The sequence below is a fragment of the Burkholderia pseudomultivorans genome, assembly GCF_001718415.1.
GTDB lineage: Bacteria > Pseudomonadota > Gammaproteobacteria > Burkholderiales > Burkholderiaceae > Burkholderia > Burkholderia pseudomultivorans_A.
The window spans coordinates 3278344-3293846 of record NZ_CP013378.1 but is presented as its reverse complement, the minus strand read 5'-3'; the positions used below and the strand labels follow the sequence as shown (position 1 = coordinate 3293846).

15 protein-coding genes are annotated in these 15503 nt (G+C 67.2%); 13 read left to right on the top strand and 2 right to left on the bottom strand.

The annotated features are described in order from the left end of the window. Positions 1-27: 27 nt before the first annotated feature. Genes surE through WS57_RS27470 form a run of 5 tightly spaced genes read left to right on the top strand, consistent with a single transcriptional unit; the run spans position 28 to position 4497 of the window. Complete coding sequence (surE, locus tag WS57_RS27490; protein ID WP_009692961.1) at positions 28-789, top strand: 5'/3'-nucleotidase SurE; 762 nt, start codon at positions 28-30, stop codon at positions 787-789. Then, positions 786-1739 (top strand): protein-L-isoaspartate(D-aspartate) O-methyltransferase, encoded by a 954-nt coding sequence (locus WS57_RS27485; RefSeq protein ID WP_059512864.1) that lies wholly within the window; start codon positions 786-788, stop codon positions 1737-1739. Before surE ends, WS57_RS27485 begins: the two co-directional genes overlap by 4 nt. Positions 1740-1744: 5 nt before the next feature. Beyond that, complete coding sequence (locus tag WS57_RS27480; RefSeq protein WP_059601948.1) at positions 1745-2617, top strand: peptidoglycan DD-metalloendopeptidase family protein; 873 nt, start codon at positions 1745-1747, stop codon at positions 2615-2617. An 11-nt stretch (positions 2618-2628) separates the two neighbouring features. After that, positions 2629-3717, top strand: a complete 1089-nt coding sequence (gene rpoS, locus WS57_RS27475; protein WP_040127506.1) for an RNA polymerase sigma factor RpoS — start codon at positions 2629-2631, stop codon at positions 3715-3717. Between the two features lie 3 nt (positions 3718-3720). After that, the gene (locus tag WS57_RS27470) at positions 3721-4497 is read left to right on the top strand and encodes a 3'-5' exonuclease (protein WP_009693111.1); all 777 of its coding nucleotides are present in this window, start codon (positions 3721-3723) and stop codon (positions 4495-4497) included. 24 nt (positions 4498-4521) lie between these two features. On the opposite strand, the gene WS57_RS27465 is transcribed toward WS57_RS27470, so the two are convergent. Further along, entirely contained in the window at positions 4522-5376 is an 855-nt protein-coding gene (locus WS57_RS27465; RefSeq protein ID WP_059601947.1) for an endonuclease/exonuclease/phosphatase family protein, read from the bottom strand. Between the two features lie 141 nt (positions 5377-5517). Here WS57_RS27465 and rlmD point away from each other — a divergent pair, with 141 nt between their 5' ends. Further along, complete coding sequence (gene rlmD, locus WS57_RS27460; protein ID WP_069245115.1) at positions 5518-6915, top strand: 23S rRNA (uracil(1939)-C(5))-methyltransferase RlmD; 1398 nt, start codon at positions 5518-5520, stop codon at positions 6913-6915. 71 nt (positions 6916-6986) lie between these two features. Here the strand turns inward: rlmD and WS57_RS27455 are convergent, their stop codons facing one another. Next, the gene (locus WS57_RS27455) at positions 6987-7685 is read right to left on the bottom strand and encodes a Bax inhibitor-1/YccA family protein (protein ID WP_006399901.1); all 699 of its coding nucleotides are present in this window, start codon (positions 7683-7685) and stop codon (positions 6987-6989) included. A 249-nt stretch (positions 7686-7934) separates the two neighbouring features. Here WS57_RS27455 and ndk point away from each other — a divergent pair, with 249 nt between their 5' ends. The 7 genes from ndk to bamB all read left to right on the top strand — a co-directional run bounded on the left by ndk (position 7935) and on the right by bamB (position 15370). After that, complete coding sequence (gene ndk, locus WS57_RS27450; RefSeq protein ID WP_009689290.1) at positions 7935-8360, top strand: nucleoside-diphosphate kinase; 426 nt, start codon at positions 7935-7937, stop codon at positions 8358-8360. Between the two features lie 55 nt (positions 8361-8415). Continuing rightward, complete coding sequence (gene rlmN / locus WS57_RS27445) at positions 8416-9555, top strand: 23S rRNA (adenine(2503)-C(2))-methyltransferase RlmN (protein ID WP_009689289.1); 1140 nt, start codon at positions 8416-8418, stop codon at positions 9553-9555. A 149-nt stretch (positions 9556-9704) separates the two neighbouring features. After that, entirely contained in the window at positions 9705-10724 is a 1020-nt protein-coding gene (locus WS57_RS27440) for a helix-turn-helix domain-containing protein (protein WP_059477730.1), read from the top strand. Positions 10725-10836: 112 nt separating this feature from the next. Continuing rightward, entirely contained in the window at positions 10837-12141 is a 1305-nt protein-coding gene (gene ispG, locus WS57_RS27435) for a flavodoxin-dependent (E)-4-hydroxy-3-methylbut-2-enyl-diphosphate synthase (RefSeq protein ID WP_059477815.1), read from the top strand. Positions 12142-12157: 16 nt separating this feature from the next. Further along, positions 12158-13498, top strand: coding sequence for a histidine--tRNA ligase (gene hisS / locus WS57_RS27430; protein ID WP_009690928.1), 1341 nt, complete (start codon positions 12158-12160; stop codon positions 13496-13498). A gap of 55 nt (positions 13499-13553) precedes the next feature. After that, positions 13554-14183 carry a tetratricopeptide repeat protein gene (locus WS57_RS27425; RefSeq protein ID WP_040127501.1) on the top strand — a complete coding sequence of 210 codons (630 nt, stop codon included), beginning with the start codon at positions 13554-13556 and terminating at the stop codon, positions 14181-14183. Positions 14184-14224: 41 nt separating this feature from the next. After that, entirely contained in the window at positions 14225-15370 is a 1146-nt protein-coding gene (bamB, locus tag WS57_RS27420; RefSeq protein ID WP_069245114.1) for an outer membrane protein assembly factor BamB, read from the top strand. The last annotated feature ends 133 nt before the right edge of the window (positions 15371-15503 follow it).

Genomic DNA, 15503 nt, shown 5'->3' with positions numbered 1-15503 from the left:
CCATCTTTCCTCGGTTACAATCGCCGGATGCGAATCCTACTCAGCAACGACGACGGCTATCTCGCCCCGGGTCTTGCCGCGCTCGACGAAGCGCTGCGGCCGCTGGCCGAACTCACGGTGATCGCGCCCGAGCAGAACTGCAGCGGCGCATCGAATTCCCTGACCTTGTCGCGGCCGCTGTCCGTGCAGCGCGCGCCCAGTACGGGTTTCTTCTACGTGAACGGCACGCCCACCGACTCGGTGCACGTCGCGCTGACCGGGATGGCCGATGCGAAGCCGGACCTCGTCGTGTCGGGAATCAACAACGGCCAGAACATGGGCGAAGACACGCTCTATTCGGGGACAGTAGCAGCGGCCACCGAAGGCATCATGTTCGGCGTGCCGGCGATCGCGTTTTCGCTGGCCGACAAGGGCTGGGCCCATCTCGCCGACGCGGCGCGCGTCGCGGCGGAAATCGTCGAGCATTACCTCGCGCATCCGCTGCCGGGCCAGCCGCTGCTGAACGTCAACATCCCGAACCTGCCGTACGACGAACTGAAGGGCTGGAAGGTAACGCGCCTCGGCAAGCGTCACCCGTCGCAGCCGGTGATTCGCCAGACCGACCCGCGCGGCGAACCGATCTACTGGATCGGCGCGGCGGGCGCGGCGCTCGATGCGAGCGAGGGCACCGATTTTCACGCGGTCGCAAACGGTTTCGTGTCGATCACGCCGCTGCAGCTCGATCTCACGCATACCCAGATGCTGCCCGCGACGCGCGAATGGGCGCGCGCCGGAGGGCGGGCTTCATGAGCGGCGAGCGCGCGAAGCGATTTCCGCTCGCGCTCGAAGATCTCAAGCGAGCGCCACGCAAGTCGGAAGGCCGGGCCGGAGAACGCGGCGCCGCGTCGAAGGCCGCCGACAAACCCGCGGTCGTGCTGAAACCGGTTGCGGCGAAGCCGGGCGCGGCGCGCGCGGCCTCGTCCGGCGCCGCCGCGAAGCCCGCGAGCGGACCGAAGCCGACCGCGATCCGGGCCGCGCTGCCGACGCCGGCCGCACCGCGGTCGGCGGCGCCGAAGCCCATGGCCGCGCCGGGCGTCGCGCCGGCCGGTGCGTTCGCGCTGACGTCGGAACGTGTGCGGGAGCGCATGGTCGAACGCTTGCGCGCGAACGGCGTGACCGATCCGCGCGTGCTGGAGGCAATGGCCGCGGTACCGCGCCACCTGTTCGTGGATCCGGGTCTCGCGACGCAGGCCTACGAGGATTCGGCGCTGCCGATCGGCCACCAGCAGACGATTTCCAAGCCGTCGGTCGTTGCGCGCATGATCGAGCTCGCGATGGCCGGCCGCCCCCTCGAGCGCGTGCTCGAAATCGGCACCGGCTGCGGCTATCAGGCCGCGGTGCTGAGTCATGTGGCGCGCGACGTGTATTCGATTGAACGCATCAAGCCGCTCTACGAGCGCGCGAAGCTGAACCTGCGGCCGCTGCGCGTGCCGAACATCCGTCTGCACTACGGCGACGGGCGTGTCGGTCTGCCGTCCGCGGCCCCGTTCGACGCGATCGTGATCGCGGCGGCGGGGCTCGACGTGCCGCAGGCGCTGCTCGAGCAGCTCGCGATCGGCGGGCGCCTGATCGCGCCGGTCGGCGCGCAGAGCGGGCAGCCCCAGGTGCTCACGCTCGTCGAGCGTGTCGCGCACGCGCAATGGCGAGAGTCCCGGCTTGATCGCGTTTTCTTTGTCCCTTTAAAATCCGGAGTGATTTGAAACCGATGAGTATGTTGCGCGCGATGCAAAACAACCGTTCCAGGGAACCGCTCACATTCGCCCAGCGCGCGATCTGTGTGGCTGCATTCTCCACGCTACTGGCCGCCTGTGCGACGCGGCTCGACAACGCGCCCGTCGTCGACCGCTCCGGTTCGCTCGGCACGACCGCCAGCGCGCAGCCCGCGGTGCCGCTCGGTCCGCCGCCTCCGGGTTTCTACCGCGTGAAGCCGGGCGACACGCTGTACCGGATCGCGCTCGAGAACGGGCAGAACTATCGCGACATCGCCGCGTGGAACAACCTGGCCAACCCGAATCAGATCGAGGTCGACCAGCTGCTGCGCGTCGCGCCGCCGGGCGGCGCCGCGATGGCGGGCGCGCCGATCGCCGGTGCCGGTGTCGCGACCGCACCGCTGAGCAGCGGCCCTGCAGCGCCTGCCGCCGGCATGGCCTCGACGGTCACGCCGCCCGCAGCAGCCTCTGCGTCGAGCGACACCGCGGCCGCGCCGAGCGGTCCCGTGACGTTCGCGTGGCCCGCGCGCGGCCCGGTGCTGAACGGTTTCGACGACGCGAAGAACAAGGGCGTCAATATCGGCGGCTCGGCCGGCGAGGCCGTGAAGGCGGCGGCGGACGGCCGTGTGGTCTACGCGGGCAACGGCCTGCGCGGCTACGGCAACCTCATTATCATCAAGCACGATGCAACTTACCTCACGGCATATGCACACAATCGCGCTTTGATGGTAAAAGAGGGGGACGCGGTCACCAAAGGGCAGAAGATCGCCGAGATGGGGAACAGCGATTCCGACCGCGTGATGCTGCATTTCGAGGTTCGCCGGCAGGGTAAGCCTGTCGATCCGCTGAAGTATTTGCCGCCTCAATAACCGAGACGACCATGCCGAAATCGAAGCGCCAAGCTCCGCAAGCCGATTCTGAGAAGATCAGTCGAGCCACGCAAGCATCGGTGGAACGGTCTGGTGCTTCGACGGACGACGAAGACGACGTCGCGGACAACGAGCGAGATTTCGAAGCGCGCGACGCCGACACGGAAGGCGGCGACGACGAGCGCGAAGGGCGCGCGGAAGCGGCGCCCGACGTCGACGATTTTCGCGCGCTGCTGCAGGCCGAACTCACGGCCGACACGATCCAGCATTACCTGAACCGCATCAGCGTGAAGCCGCTGCTGACCGTCGAGGAGGAGCAGCGCTATTCGCGCCTCGCGAAGGCCGGCGAATTCGAAGCGCGGCAGGTGATGATCGAGCGCAACCTGCGGCTCGTCGTCAGCATCGCGAAGGGCTATCTGAACCGCGGCGTGCCGCTGCTCGACCTGATCGAGGAAGGCAACCTCGGCCTGATGCACGCGATCGAGAAGTTCGACCCGACGCGCGGCTTTCGCTTCTCGACCTACGCGACGTGGTGGATCCGCCAGAGCATCGAGCGGGCGATCATGAACCAGGCCCGCACCGTGCGCCTGCCGGTGCACGTGATCCGCGAACTGAACCAGGTGCTGCGCGCGAAGCGCCACCTCGAAAAGAATTCGATGTCGACGGGCGAGGCGGCCGAGCGCCGCGAAGCCAGCATCGACGACATCGCCTATCTCACCGGCAAGACCGCCGAGGAAGTCACCGACATCCTCGCGCTGAACGAGCACACCGCATCGCTCGACGCGCCGCTCGATCTCGATCCCGCGAGCAGCCTGCTGGACCTGCTGCCCGACGACCAGAGCCAGTCGCCCGACGCCGAGGTCCAGCACCGCGAGCTCGAGACGCTCACGCGCGCGTGGCTGTCGCGGCTGTCCGACAAGCACCGGCACGTGATCGAGCGCCGCTTCGGGCTGAACCACATCGAACCGGCGACGCTCGAGGAGCTGGCCGACGAGATGGGGCTGACGCGCGAGCGCGTGCGGCAGATCCAGCAGGAAGCGCTGGTGCGCCTCAAGCGGTTCTTCGCCTCCAACGGCGTGCGCAAGGACGCCGTTCTGTAACTGATGACACCGATTCTCGTTTTTGACATCGAGACGATTCCCGATGTCGACGGCATTCGCCGTCTGGAAGATTTGCCCGCGACGCTCGACGATGCCGCGGTGGCCGAACACGCGTTCGCCGCGCGCCGCGAGAAGACCGGCAGCGATTTCCTGCCGCACCATCTGCAGCGCGTCGCGGCGATCTCGTGCGTGTTTCGCGACAACAACGGTTTTCGCGTGCGCTCGCTCGGCACGCCGCAGGACAACGAGGCGACGCTTATCCAGTCGTTCTATCGCGTGATCGAGAAGTACACGCCGCAGCTGGTGTCGTGGAACGGCGGCGGTTTCGACCTGCCGGTGCTCCATTACCGCGCGCTCGTGCACGGAATCGCCGCAACCCGCTACTGGGATCTCGGCGAGGACGACCGCGACTTCAAGTGGAACAACTACATCTCGCGCTATCACTCGCGGCATACGGACCTGATGGACCTGCTCGCGATGTATCAGGCGCGCGCGAACGCGCCGCTCGACGCGCTCGCGAAGCTGTGCGGCTTTCCGGGCAAGCTCGGGATGGACGGCAGCCAGGTATGGACCGCGTTCCAGGACGGGCGGATCGACGAGATCCGCAACTATTGCGAAACCGACGTCGTCAACACCTACTTGCTGTATTGCCGGTTCCAGCTGATGCGCGGCGGCCTGACCCCGAACGAGTACGCGGACGAGATCCTGCTCGTGAAGAATGCGCTCGCGCAGGAAGCCGCGCCGCACTGGGCTGAGTATCTGGCCGCGTTCGACGCATAACGCGGACCGGCCGCGCCGGCCCGATCAGTTCAGTTCGAGCACGACCGGCTGATGATCCGACGCGCGCACGTCGCCGTCGATCTCGCAGCGCGCGACGCGCGGCAGCAGCGTGTCGGTCACGAACAGGAAGTCGCACGCGAGCGGTCCGTCGGACCATTGCGCCGTATCGTAGACGCCGGCCGTCGGCGGCGGCGTGCGGCCCGGATGGCGTGCGATCCATGCGTCGACGAACGCCGGCGCGTCGTCGATCGGTTCGAGCAGGCGCCGGTACGCGTCGCTGCCGAATGCGCTGTTGAAATCGCCGCAGATGATTGCATCGCGCGGCTGGCCGGTCGCGCTGAACGGCCCGGTGGCGTTCTCGGCGGGCGCCGGCCGGTCCGCGTGCGCGCAGGCTTCGCGATGGCGGTCGCGCAGCGCGTCGACCTGCGCGAGCCGCTGGTGCGCGGAGTAGAACTCGAGATGGGTGGTAACCACGCGCAGCGCGCCTGACGCCGTATGCACTTCGACGTCGAGCGCGACGCGCGGCATCGACGGCGCGCTCGCGTCGGCCGGCCAGGGCAGCAGCTGGCGCAGCACGCGCCCGACCGGCAGCCGCGTCGCGATCGCATTGCCGAACTGGCGGCGCGGCGCGCCGGGTGTGGCGGGCGGCAGGTCGGCGCCGGTCGCGTCGAAGATCGTATAGCCGGGCAGCAGCGCGGCCAGCTCGGCGAACTGGTCGGCGCCGGGCCCGCCCGGCAATGCGCCGAAGCCGCGCGTGACTTCCTGCAGGCACAGCACGTCGAAGTCGGCGAGCGCGCGGGCGGCCGCGATGGTGCGGCCGAGGTCGACGACGCCGTCCGCGTCCCGACCCCATTGAATGTTCCAGTCGATCAGTCGCATGTGCGCATCTCCTGTCATGCCGTCGCGCCGGTCTTGCGTATCGGCGCCGACTCGGGTCTCATGCAAATCGGATGAGGCGGTCCTTCACCTGCAAGCTTCGTCTACAATCTCGCCTTCTTCAACGTTTGTCAGGAAAAGCTGGTGTCTGAAGCCGTCCCCACTTCTGCGCGCAAATTGAAAAGCGTGCCCGCCGAGCCCGGCGTCGCCCCGATTCTCGAGATCGAGTCGCTCGACATGGACGCGCGCGGTGTCGGCCGCGTGATGAACGAGGACGGCGAGCCGGGCAAGGTCATCTTCGTCGAGGGCGCGCTGCCCGGCGAGCGCGTGACCTATTCGAGCTACCGCCGCAAGCCGAGCTACGAGCAGGCGACGGTGGTCGACATCCTGCGTCCGAGCGTGATGCGCACGCAGCCGAAATGCGCGTTCTTCGGCACCTGCGGCGGCTGCTCGATGCAGCATCTCGACATGCGCGCGCAGGTCGCGATCAAGCAGCGCGTGCTGGAAGACAACCTGTGGCATCTCGCGAAGCTGCGCGCGGAGACGATGTACTCGCCGATCCATGGGCCGTCCTGGGGTTACCGCTACCGGGCGCGCCTGACCGTGCGCAACGTCGTGAAGAAGGGCGGCGTGCTGGTCGGTTTCCACGAGAAGAAGAGCAGCTACGTCGCCGACATGACGAGCTGCGAGGTGCTGCCGCCGCACGTATCGGCGATGCTGGTGCCGCTGCGCCGTCTCGTCGAAGGGCTGTCGATTCGCGACCGGATGCCGCAGATCGAGCTGGCGGTCGGCTCGCAGGTCACCGCGCTCGTGCTGCGCGTGCTGGAGCCGATCAACGCGGACGACGAAGCGCTGCTGCGCGCGTTCGCGGACGAGCACAAGGTGCAGTTCTGGCTGCAGCCGAAGGGGCCGGACACGGTGACGCCGTTCTATCCGCTCGACGTGCCGCTCGACTACACGCTGCCCGAGTTCGGCATCCGGATGCCGTTCAAGCCGACCGACTTCACGCAGGTCAATCACCAGATCAACCGCGTGCTGGTGGGCCGCGCGCTGCGCCTGCTCGCGCCGGCGCGCGACGATCGCGTGCTCGACCTGTTCTGCGGAATCGGCAACTTCACGCTGCCGCTCGCGCGCCTCGCACGCGAGGTGATGGGCATCGAGGGCAGCGAAGCGCTGACCACGCGCGCGCTCGCAAACGCGCGCGAGAACGGCGTGGACGGCCATACGACCTTCGCATGCCGCAACCTGTTCGAGGTGACGGCCGACGACATCCGCGCGTTCGGCGCCTTCGACAAGTTCCTGATCGATCCGCCGCGCGAGGGCGCGCTTGCGGTGTCGAAGGCGCTGGCCGAGATCGCGCAGAGCGGGGAAGGCCCGCTGCCGAAGCGGATCGTCTACGTGTCGTGCAATCCGTCGACGCTCGCGCGCGACGCAGGCCTGCTCGTGCACGAAGCCGGCTACCGGCTCAAGGGCGCCGGCGTCGTGAACATGTTCCCGAATACGTCGCACGTCGAATCGATCGCGCTGTTCGAGCGCGACTGAGCGGGGCGGGCGGCAGCGGACGTAAAAAAACCGGCCCGTGAGGGCCGGTTTTTCGTGAGGTGCCGCGAACGTCAGTTGCGGTTGCCGCCGAAGATGCCGAGCAGCGCGAGCAGGTTCGTGAACACGTTGTACAGGTCGAGATAGATCGCGAGCGTGGCGGTGATGTAGTTCGTCTCGCCGCCGTTCACGACGCGCTGGACGTCGAACAGCATGTACGCGGAGAAGATCGCGATCGCGAGCACCGACACGGTCAGCATCAGCGCCGGCAGCTGCAGGAAGATGTTCGCGACCGAGGCGAGCAGGATCACGATCACGCCCATGAACAGCCACTTTCCGAGGCCCGAGAAATCGCGCTTGCTGACCGTGGCGATCGTCGCCATCGCGGCGAAGATGATGCCGGTGCCGCCGAACGCGAGCATGATCAGCGACGGCCCGTTCGAGAAGCCGAGGATGAAGCTCAGCAGGCGCGACAGCATCAGGCCCATGAAGAACGTGAAGCCGAGCAGCACGAATACGCCGGCCGCGCTGTTCTTCGTCCGCTCGATCGCGAACATGAAGCCGAACGCGATCGCGAAGAACGCCAGCAGGCTCATCATCGGGCTGGTGGCCGCGAACAGCGAGAAGCCCGTCGCGACGCCGACCCACGCACCGAGCACGGTCGGCACCATCGACAGCGCGAGCAGCCAGTACGTGTTGCGCAGCACGCGGTTGCGAACCTCGGCGGTGGTGACGGAGCCGCCGCGGCCGAAATTGTACGGATAGTCGTTCATGGTTTCTCCTAACATTGAACGCATGGGCGTCCGGGGCCGGTTCGGCGCGTGCGGTGTGCGGCGCAGCAAACCGGAGCAGCTATGGCTAAGATACGTTCCGCGCCGCGAGGTTTCAATGGCCGGGCGGCGCAAAACATATGGATTTGGAACCTTTCATGTGTGTAAGGGTTCAATCGCAATGATACACGGGATCGTGCTACAATAGCGGATTCATTTGAACCTGTAACTTCTTAATTTTTTGGAGTTTTTATGGCAATCGAGCGCACCCTGTCGATCATCAAGCCGGATGCGGTGGCAAAGAACGTGATCGGCCAGATCTACAGCCGTTTCGAAGGCGCCGGCCTGAAGATCGTCGCATCGCGCATGGCACACCTGTCGCGTGCCGACGCCGAGAAGTTCTACGCGGTTCACGCAGCGCGTCCGTTCTTCAAGGACCTCGTCGACTTCATGATCTCGGGCCCGGTGATGATCCAGGTCCTGGAAGGCGAAGGCGCGATCCTGAAGAACCGCGACCTGATGGGCGCGACCGATCCGAAGAAGGCGGAAAAGGGCACGATCCGCGCCGACTTCGCGGACAGCATCGACGCGAACGCCGTGCACGGCTCGGACGCACCGGAAACGGCCGCGGTCGAAATCGCGTTCTTCTTCCCGGAAATGAACGTCTACTCGCGCTAAGCCCCGGCTGGCAGCAAGCAGGCAGGATTCAGCGCACGCGGCAAGGCAGCACATCATGACGAGCGAAACTTCCGTCAATCTTCTCGACTTCGATGCCGAGGGTCTTGTCGCGTACTGCGGCAGTCTCGGCGAGAAGCCGTTCCGCGCCAAGCAGTTGCAGCGCTGGATCCACCAGTACAACGCCGGCGATTTCGATGGCATGACCGATCTCGCGAAGTCCCTGAGAGAAAAGCTCAAGGGCCGCGCGACGATCTCGATGCCCGAGATCGCCAGCGATCACGTTTCCGCCGACGGCACGCGCAAGTGGCTGATCGACGTCGGAAACGGCAATGCGGTCGAAACCGTGTTCATCCCGGAGGAGACGCGCGGCACGCTGTGCGTGTCGTCGCAGGCCGGGTGCGCGGTCAACTGCCGCTTCTGCTCGACGGGCAAGCAGGGCTTCTCCCGCAACCTGTCGACGGCTGAAATCATCGGTCAGCTCCGGATGGCCGAATTTGCACTGCGTGCGTCGCTCGGTCGCGCGCCCGGCCCGAACGGCAAGGCCGAGCGGGTAGTCACCAACGTGGTGATGATGGGCATGGGCGAGCCGCTGCTGAACTACAGCGCGGTCGTGCCCGCGATGCGCCTGATGCTCGACGACAACGCGTACGGCCTGTCGCGCCGCCGCGTCACGCTGTCGACCTCCGGCGTGGTGCCGATGATGGACCGCCTCGGCGCCGAACTGCCGGTCGCGCTGGCCGTTTCGCTGCACGCGCCGAACGATGCGCTGCGCGACGAGCTGGTGCCGCTCAACAAGAAGTATCCGCTTCGCGAGCTGATGGCCGCGTGCCAGCGTTATCTGAAGGTCGCGCCGCGCGACTTCATTACTTTCGAATACTGCATGCTGGACGGCGTCAACGACACCGAAGCGCATGCGCGCGAACTGCTCGCCGTCACGCGCGACGTGCCGTGCAAGTTCAACCTGATCCCGTTCAATCCGTTCCCGGAGTCGGGTCTCATCCGCTCGAAGCCGGAACAGATCAAGCGCTTTGCGCAGATCCTGATCGACGCGGGCGTCGTCACGACCGTGCGCAAGACGCGCGGCGACGACATCGACGCCGCGTGCGGCCAGCTCGCCGGCGCAGTGAAGGACCGCACGCGCCTGGCGGAGCGAACGGGCGCAGCAGGAAAAATCATCGAGGTCCGGGCGGTCTGACGGGGATGCCCGGACTTTTTTGCGGTACAACACGCGAATAGCGATCTGTCGCGGTGCTTCGGCGCCGCACATGGCATGAACAGTTGCGGGCGCGGGCCGGTGGAGCCGGCGCGGCCCGCCAGTGAAGAAGAATCGACGCGAGGACAAGGATGAGTGAGCCGCAGCCGTCAAACGGCGCAGAGACGAATGCCGCGAAGCCGGCCCCGGCGGGACTGGAATCGCTGGTGGCGGTGGGCAGCCGGCTGGCGCAGCTTCGGGAAGCGAAGGGGTGGACGGTCGAGGACGTATCGGCGCGACTCAAGGTCGCACCGCCGAAACTGCGGGCGCTGGAGGCCGGCGACATCAGCCATCTGCCCGGCGTGACGTTCGCGCTCGGCGTCGTGCGCAGCTACGCGAAGATGCTCGGCGTCGATCCGGAGCCGTTCGCGCAGGCGCTGCGCCGCGAGCGCGGGGTGCCGGAAGTCGATCTGTCGATGCCGGCGTCGTCGGGCGCGGATCTGCCGCGCGGCCGCGTGTCGATTCCGCTCGGCGGCTCGTCGCGCCACCACCCGTGGCTGTGGGGCACCGCGATCGTCGTGATCGCGGCGATCGCGGTACTGATGTGGCACACTGGCGGCGATTCGCCGAGCTGGCTCGCGCGCTTCAAGGGCGGCGACGCGCAGCATGCGTCGGTGGCGAGCGCGCCGGCGGCGGCTTCCGCCGAACAGGCGGCCGCGAGCGGCGCGACGGCGACCCAGGCCAATGAGGTTCCGGCCCCGGCGGCAGCCTCCGCGGCGGCGCCGCAGGCAGTTGCGTCGGCCACGCCGGCGCCGGCCGCGACGACGGATGCGTCCCGGCCGGTCGTCGCGACGACGGCAACGACGACGACGGCGGCGAGTGCTGCCGGTGCGGCGCAGCCGGCGAGCGTCGCGGTCGCGGCGGGCCAGTCGATGATCGAACTGAAGGTCAGGCAGGACAGCTGGTTCAGCGTGCGCGACAAGAGCGGCAAGGAGCTGTTCTCCGGGCTGGTGCATGCCGGCGAGGCGAAGCAGGTCGCCGGTGACGGCCCGTTCAAGGTCACGATCGGCAACAAGGCGGGCCTCGACGCGATCGCGTTCGACGGAAAACCCGTCGATCCGGCAAAATATTCGGCAGCGCGGGGGAACGTGGCGCGGTTCACGTTGCCCTGACGCCAAGCGCCGTGGCGACGGCCTGTCGACGATACCGGCAGGCCGTGACGGCACGGCGCTTTTTCAATTCATGCGCCGCTTCGCGGCGCATTCCGCGTAAATGGATCTATCGATGCAATCCGAAGCTCAATCCCCACGCAGCAGTCAGATTTGTTCAACCGAGCCGGTGTTCGGCGGGCATGCGCCGCGCCGCGTGTCGCATGCGGTGGATGTCCGCTGGGGCGGGCAGCTCGTGACGATCGGCGGCGACGCTCCGGTGCGCGTGCAGTCGATGACGAATACCGACACGGCCGACGCGATCGGCACCGCGATCCAGATCAAGGATCTCGCGAACGCGGGTTCCGAACTGGTGCGCATCACGGTCAACACGCCCGAGGCCGCGGCCGCCGTGCCGGCGATCCGCGAGCAGCTCGACCGGATGGGCGTGACGGTGCCGCTCGTCGGCGATTTCCACTACAACGGCCATCTGCTGCTGCGCGACTATCCGGGCTGCGCGGAAGCGCTGTCGAAGTACCGGATCAATCCGGGCAACGTCGGCCAGGGCGCGAAGCGCGACACGCAGTTCGCGCAGATGATCGAAGCCGCGATCAAGTACGACAAGCCGGTGCGGATCGGCGTGAACTGGGGCAGCCTCGACCAGGACCTGCTCGCGCGCATGATGGACGAGAACGCCGCGCGTACGCAGCCGTGGGACGCGCAGAGCGTGATGTACGAGGCGCTGATCCAGTCGGCGATCGGGTCGGCCGAGCGCGCGGTCGAGCTGGGCCTCGGCCGCGACCGCATCGTGCTGTCGTGCAAGGTCAGCGGCGTGCAGGACCTGATCGCCGTGTACCGCGAACTCGGCCGCCGCTGCGGCTTCGCGCTGCACCTCGGCCTGACCGAGGCCGGCATGGGCTCGAAGGGCATCGTCGCGTCGACGGCGGCGCTCGGCGTGCTGCTGCAGGAAGGGATCGGCGACACGATCCGCATCTCGCTGACGCCCGAGCCGGGTGCGCCGCGCACCGGCGAGGTCGTGGTCGGCCAGGAAATCCTGCAGACGATGGGCCTGCGCTCGTTCGCGCCGATGGTGATCGCCTGCCCCGGCTGCGGCCGCACGACCAGCACGCTGTTCCAGGAACTCGCGATGCAGATCCAGACCTACCTGCGCGAGCAGATGCCGGTGTGGCGCAAGGAGTATCCGGGCGTCGAGAAGATGAACGTCGCAGTGATGGGCTGCATCGTCAACGGCCCGGGCGAATCGAAGCACGCGAACATCGGCATCAGCCTGCCGGGTTCGGGCGAGAACCCGGCCGCGCCCGTCTTCATCGACGGCGAGAAGGTCAAGACGCTGCGCGGCGAGCGGATCGCCGAGGAATTCCAGCAGATCGTCAGCGACTATGTCGCACGCAACTACGGCCGCGCAGCGGCCCTGAACTAATTCGTCCACACACACGATGACTGAACAGAAACGCAAGATCGAGAAGCTCACGGGCGTCAAGGGCATGAACGACATCCTCCCGCAGGATGCCGGCCTGTGGGAATTCTTCGAAGCCACCGTGAAATCGCTGCTGCGCGCGTACGGCTACCAGAACATCCGCACGCCGATCGTCGAGCACACGCAACTGTTTACGCGCGGCATCGGCGAAGTCACGGACATCGTCGAGAAGGAGATGTACAGCTTCACCGACGCGCTGAACGGCGAAAACCTGACGATGCGCCCGGAAAACACCGCGGCGGTCGTGCGCGCGGCGATCGAGCACAACATGCTGTACGACGGCCCGAAGCGCCTCTGGTACATCGGCCCGATGTTCCGTCACGAGCGTCCGCAGCGCGGCCGCTATCGCCAGTTCCACCAGGTCGGCGTCGAGGCGCTCGGCTTCGCGGGTCCGGATGCGGACGCCGAGATCATCATGATGTGCCAGCGCCTGTGGGACGACCTCGGCCTGACCGGCATCAAGCTCGAGATCAACTCGCTCGGCCTCGCCGAAGAGCGCGCCGCGCACCGCGTCGAGCTGATCAAGTATCTGGAGCAGTTCGTCGACGTGCTCGACGAGGATGCGAAGCGCCGCCTGTATACGAACCCGCTGCGCGTGCTCGACACGAAGAATCCGGCGCTGCAGGAAATCGCGCAGAACGCACCGAAGCTGATCGACTTCCTCGGCGACGAATCGCGCGCGCACTTCGAAGGGCTGCAGCGCCTGCTGCTGGCGAACAACATCCCGTTCAAGATCAATCCGCGTCTCGTGCGCGGCCTCGATTACTACAACCTGACCGTGTTCGAGTGGGTGACCGACAAGCTCGGCGCGCAGGGCACGGTCGCGGCCGGCGGTCGCTACGATCCGCTGATCGAGCAGCTCGGCGGCAAGCCGACGGCCGCATGCGGCTGGGCGATGGGCATCGAGCGGATTCTCGAGCTGCTGAAGGAAGAGGATCTCGCGCCCGAGCAGGAAGGCGTCGACGTGTATGTCGTGCACCAGGGCGAAGCCGCGCGCGAACAGGCGTTCATCGCGGCGGAGCGCCTGCGCGACACGGGCCTCGACGTGATCTTCCACTGCAGCGCGGACGGCGGCCCGGCGAGCTTCAAGTCGCAGATGAAGCGGGCGGACGCGAGCGGCGCCGCGTTCGCGGTGATCTTCGGCGAAGAAGAGGTCGCGAACGGCACGGTGGGCGTGAAGGCACTGCGCGGCGCGGGCGAAGAAGGGGAAAAGAACGTTCAGCAGACCGTACCGGTCGAAAGCTTGACCGAATTCCTAATCAATGCGATGGTTGCATCCGCCGAAGACGGCGACGACTGATCGCGCTGGCGTTCGCTCGACAAGAAAGGCCTGAACAGGAAGGAATCGCTCGCCGATGAGTTATCACGACGAACAAGAATCGATTGAAAGTCTCAAGGCGTGGTGGGCACGCTGGGGCAACCTCACCACGTGGATCGTGCTCGCGGCGCTCGTCGTCGCGGCCGGTTTCAACGGCTGGAACTATTGGCAGCGCCGCCAGGCCGCCGAGGCGTCCGGGCTGTACGAACAGGTCCAGAAGGCTGCCGCCGCGAACGACAAGGCGACGATGGCCCGCGCGGCCGCCGACATGGAAGACAAGTACGGCAGCACGGCGTATGCACAGATGACCGCGCTGGCGGCCGCGAAGGTGCTGTATGCGGCCGGCGACACGGCCGGCGCGAAGGCTCAGCTGCAATGGGCCGCCGATCACGCGAAGGACGACGAGTACAAGCAGATCGCGAAGCTGCGTCTGGCGTCGCTGCTGCTCGACGAAAAGGCGTACGACGCGGGGCTCGCGCTGCTGTCGGGCACGCCGGTGGATGCCTTCAAGGGCCTCGTGGCCGATCGCCGCGGCGATCTGCTGGCCGCGCAAGGCAAGACCGACGACGCGCGCGCGGCCTACAAGCTCGCGCTCGACAGCCTGTCGAAGGACGACCAGTCGGCGCGCCAGCTGGTGCAGTTCAAGCTCGACGCGCTCGGCGGCTGAACCGCGGTCCCCTCAACCTCTTAACTCTGCTTCGCTAACCGATGAATTTGCTGAAACGTTACGCTGTGCCCGTTGCCTGCGCGGCGGCTGTCCTTGCATTGGCGGCCTGCTCGTCGTCGAAGGATGCGCGCCGCGTGCCGACGCCGCTCACCGAGTTCAAGCCCGTGATGGACGTGCAACAGGTCTGGAAGGCGAGCGTCGGCAAGGGCGGACGCTACCTGTTCTCGCCGGTGGCCGTGGGCGACGCCGTCTATGCGGCGGGCGAGAACGGTTCGGTCGAGAAGATCGACGCGAAGACGGGCCAGACACTGTGGCGCACGAAGGTCGGCTCGGACCTGTCGGCCGGCGTCGGCAGCGACGGCAACCTGACTGCGGTGGGCGCGCTGAAGGGCGGCGTGTTCGTGCTCGGCCCGGACGGCAAGCAACTGTGGAAGACGACCGTGCAGGGCGAGATCTTCTCGCCGCCGCTGGTCGGCAACGGCCTCGTGATCGTGCGCACGATCGACGGCCAGGTGATCGCGTTCAACGCACAGACGGGCGAGCAGAAGTGGACCTACCGCAACCGTGCGGTGCCGCTGAACCTGCGCGTGTCGGCCGGCATGACCTTCGCGGGCGATGCGGCGGTGCTCGCCGGCTTCCCGGGCGGCGGTCTCGTCGCGATCAACCTGCAGACGGGCGAGCCGTTCTGGCAGACGCCGGTGTCGTTCCCGAAGGGCGTGACCGAGGTCGAGCGGATCAACGACGTCAGCGGGCCGCCGACGCTGGTCGGCGCGGAAACCTGCGCGGTGACGTTCCAGGGCCAGCTCGGCTGCTTCGATGCGAACTCGGGCCGGCCGCTGTGGGAAAAGCCGTTCTCGAGCCGCAGCGGCCTCGCGCAGGACGATTCGGTGGTCGCCGGCGGCGACGACTGGTCGGTCGTGACGGCGTACGACGCGACCACCGGCAACCAGCTGTGGCGCAACGAGCAGCTGAAGAGCCGCGACGTCGGCGTGCCGTATTTGCTGGGCCATGCGGTCGTGATGGGCGACTACAAGGGCTTCGTGCACTTCCTGTCGCGCGAGGACGGCAGCTTCATCGCGCGGATGAATACCGACGGCAGCGCGATCACGGCAGCGCCGGTGCTCGCGGGCAACACGCTCGTCGTGCAGACGAAGGATGGCGGCCTGTACGGCTTCCGTCCGCGCTGATACGCAACACGCGCAGCCGCGCGGCGGCGGGCTGGTCCCGCACAGCGCGGCGTGCGACATGAAGGCGGCCGGTGTTCCCGGCCGCTCGGTATTTGAAAGGCAGTTCGAGACGAAACATGACGGCGCGCACCGC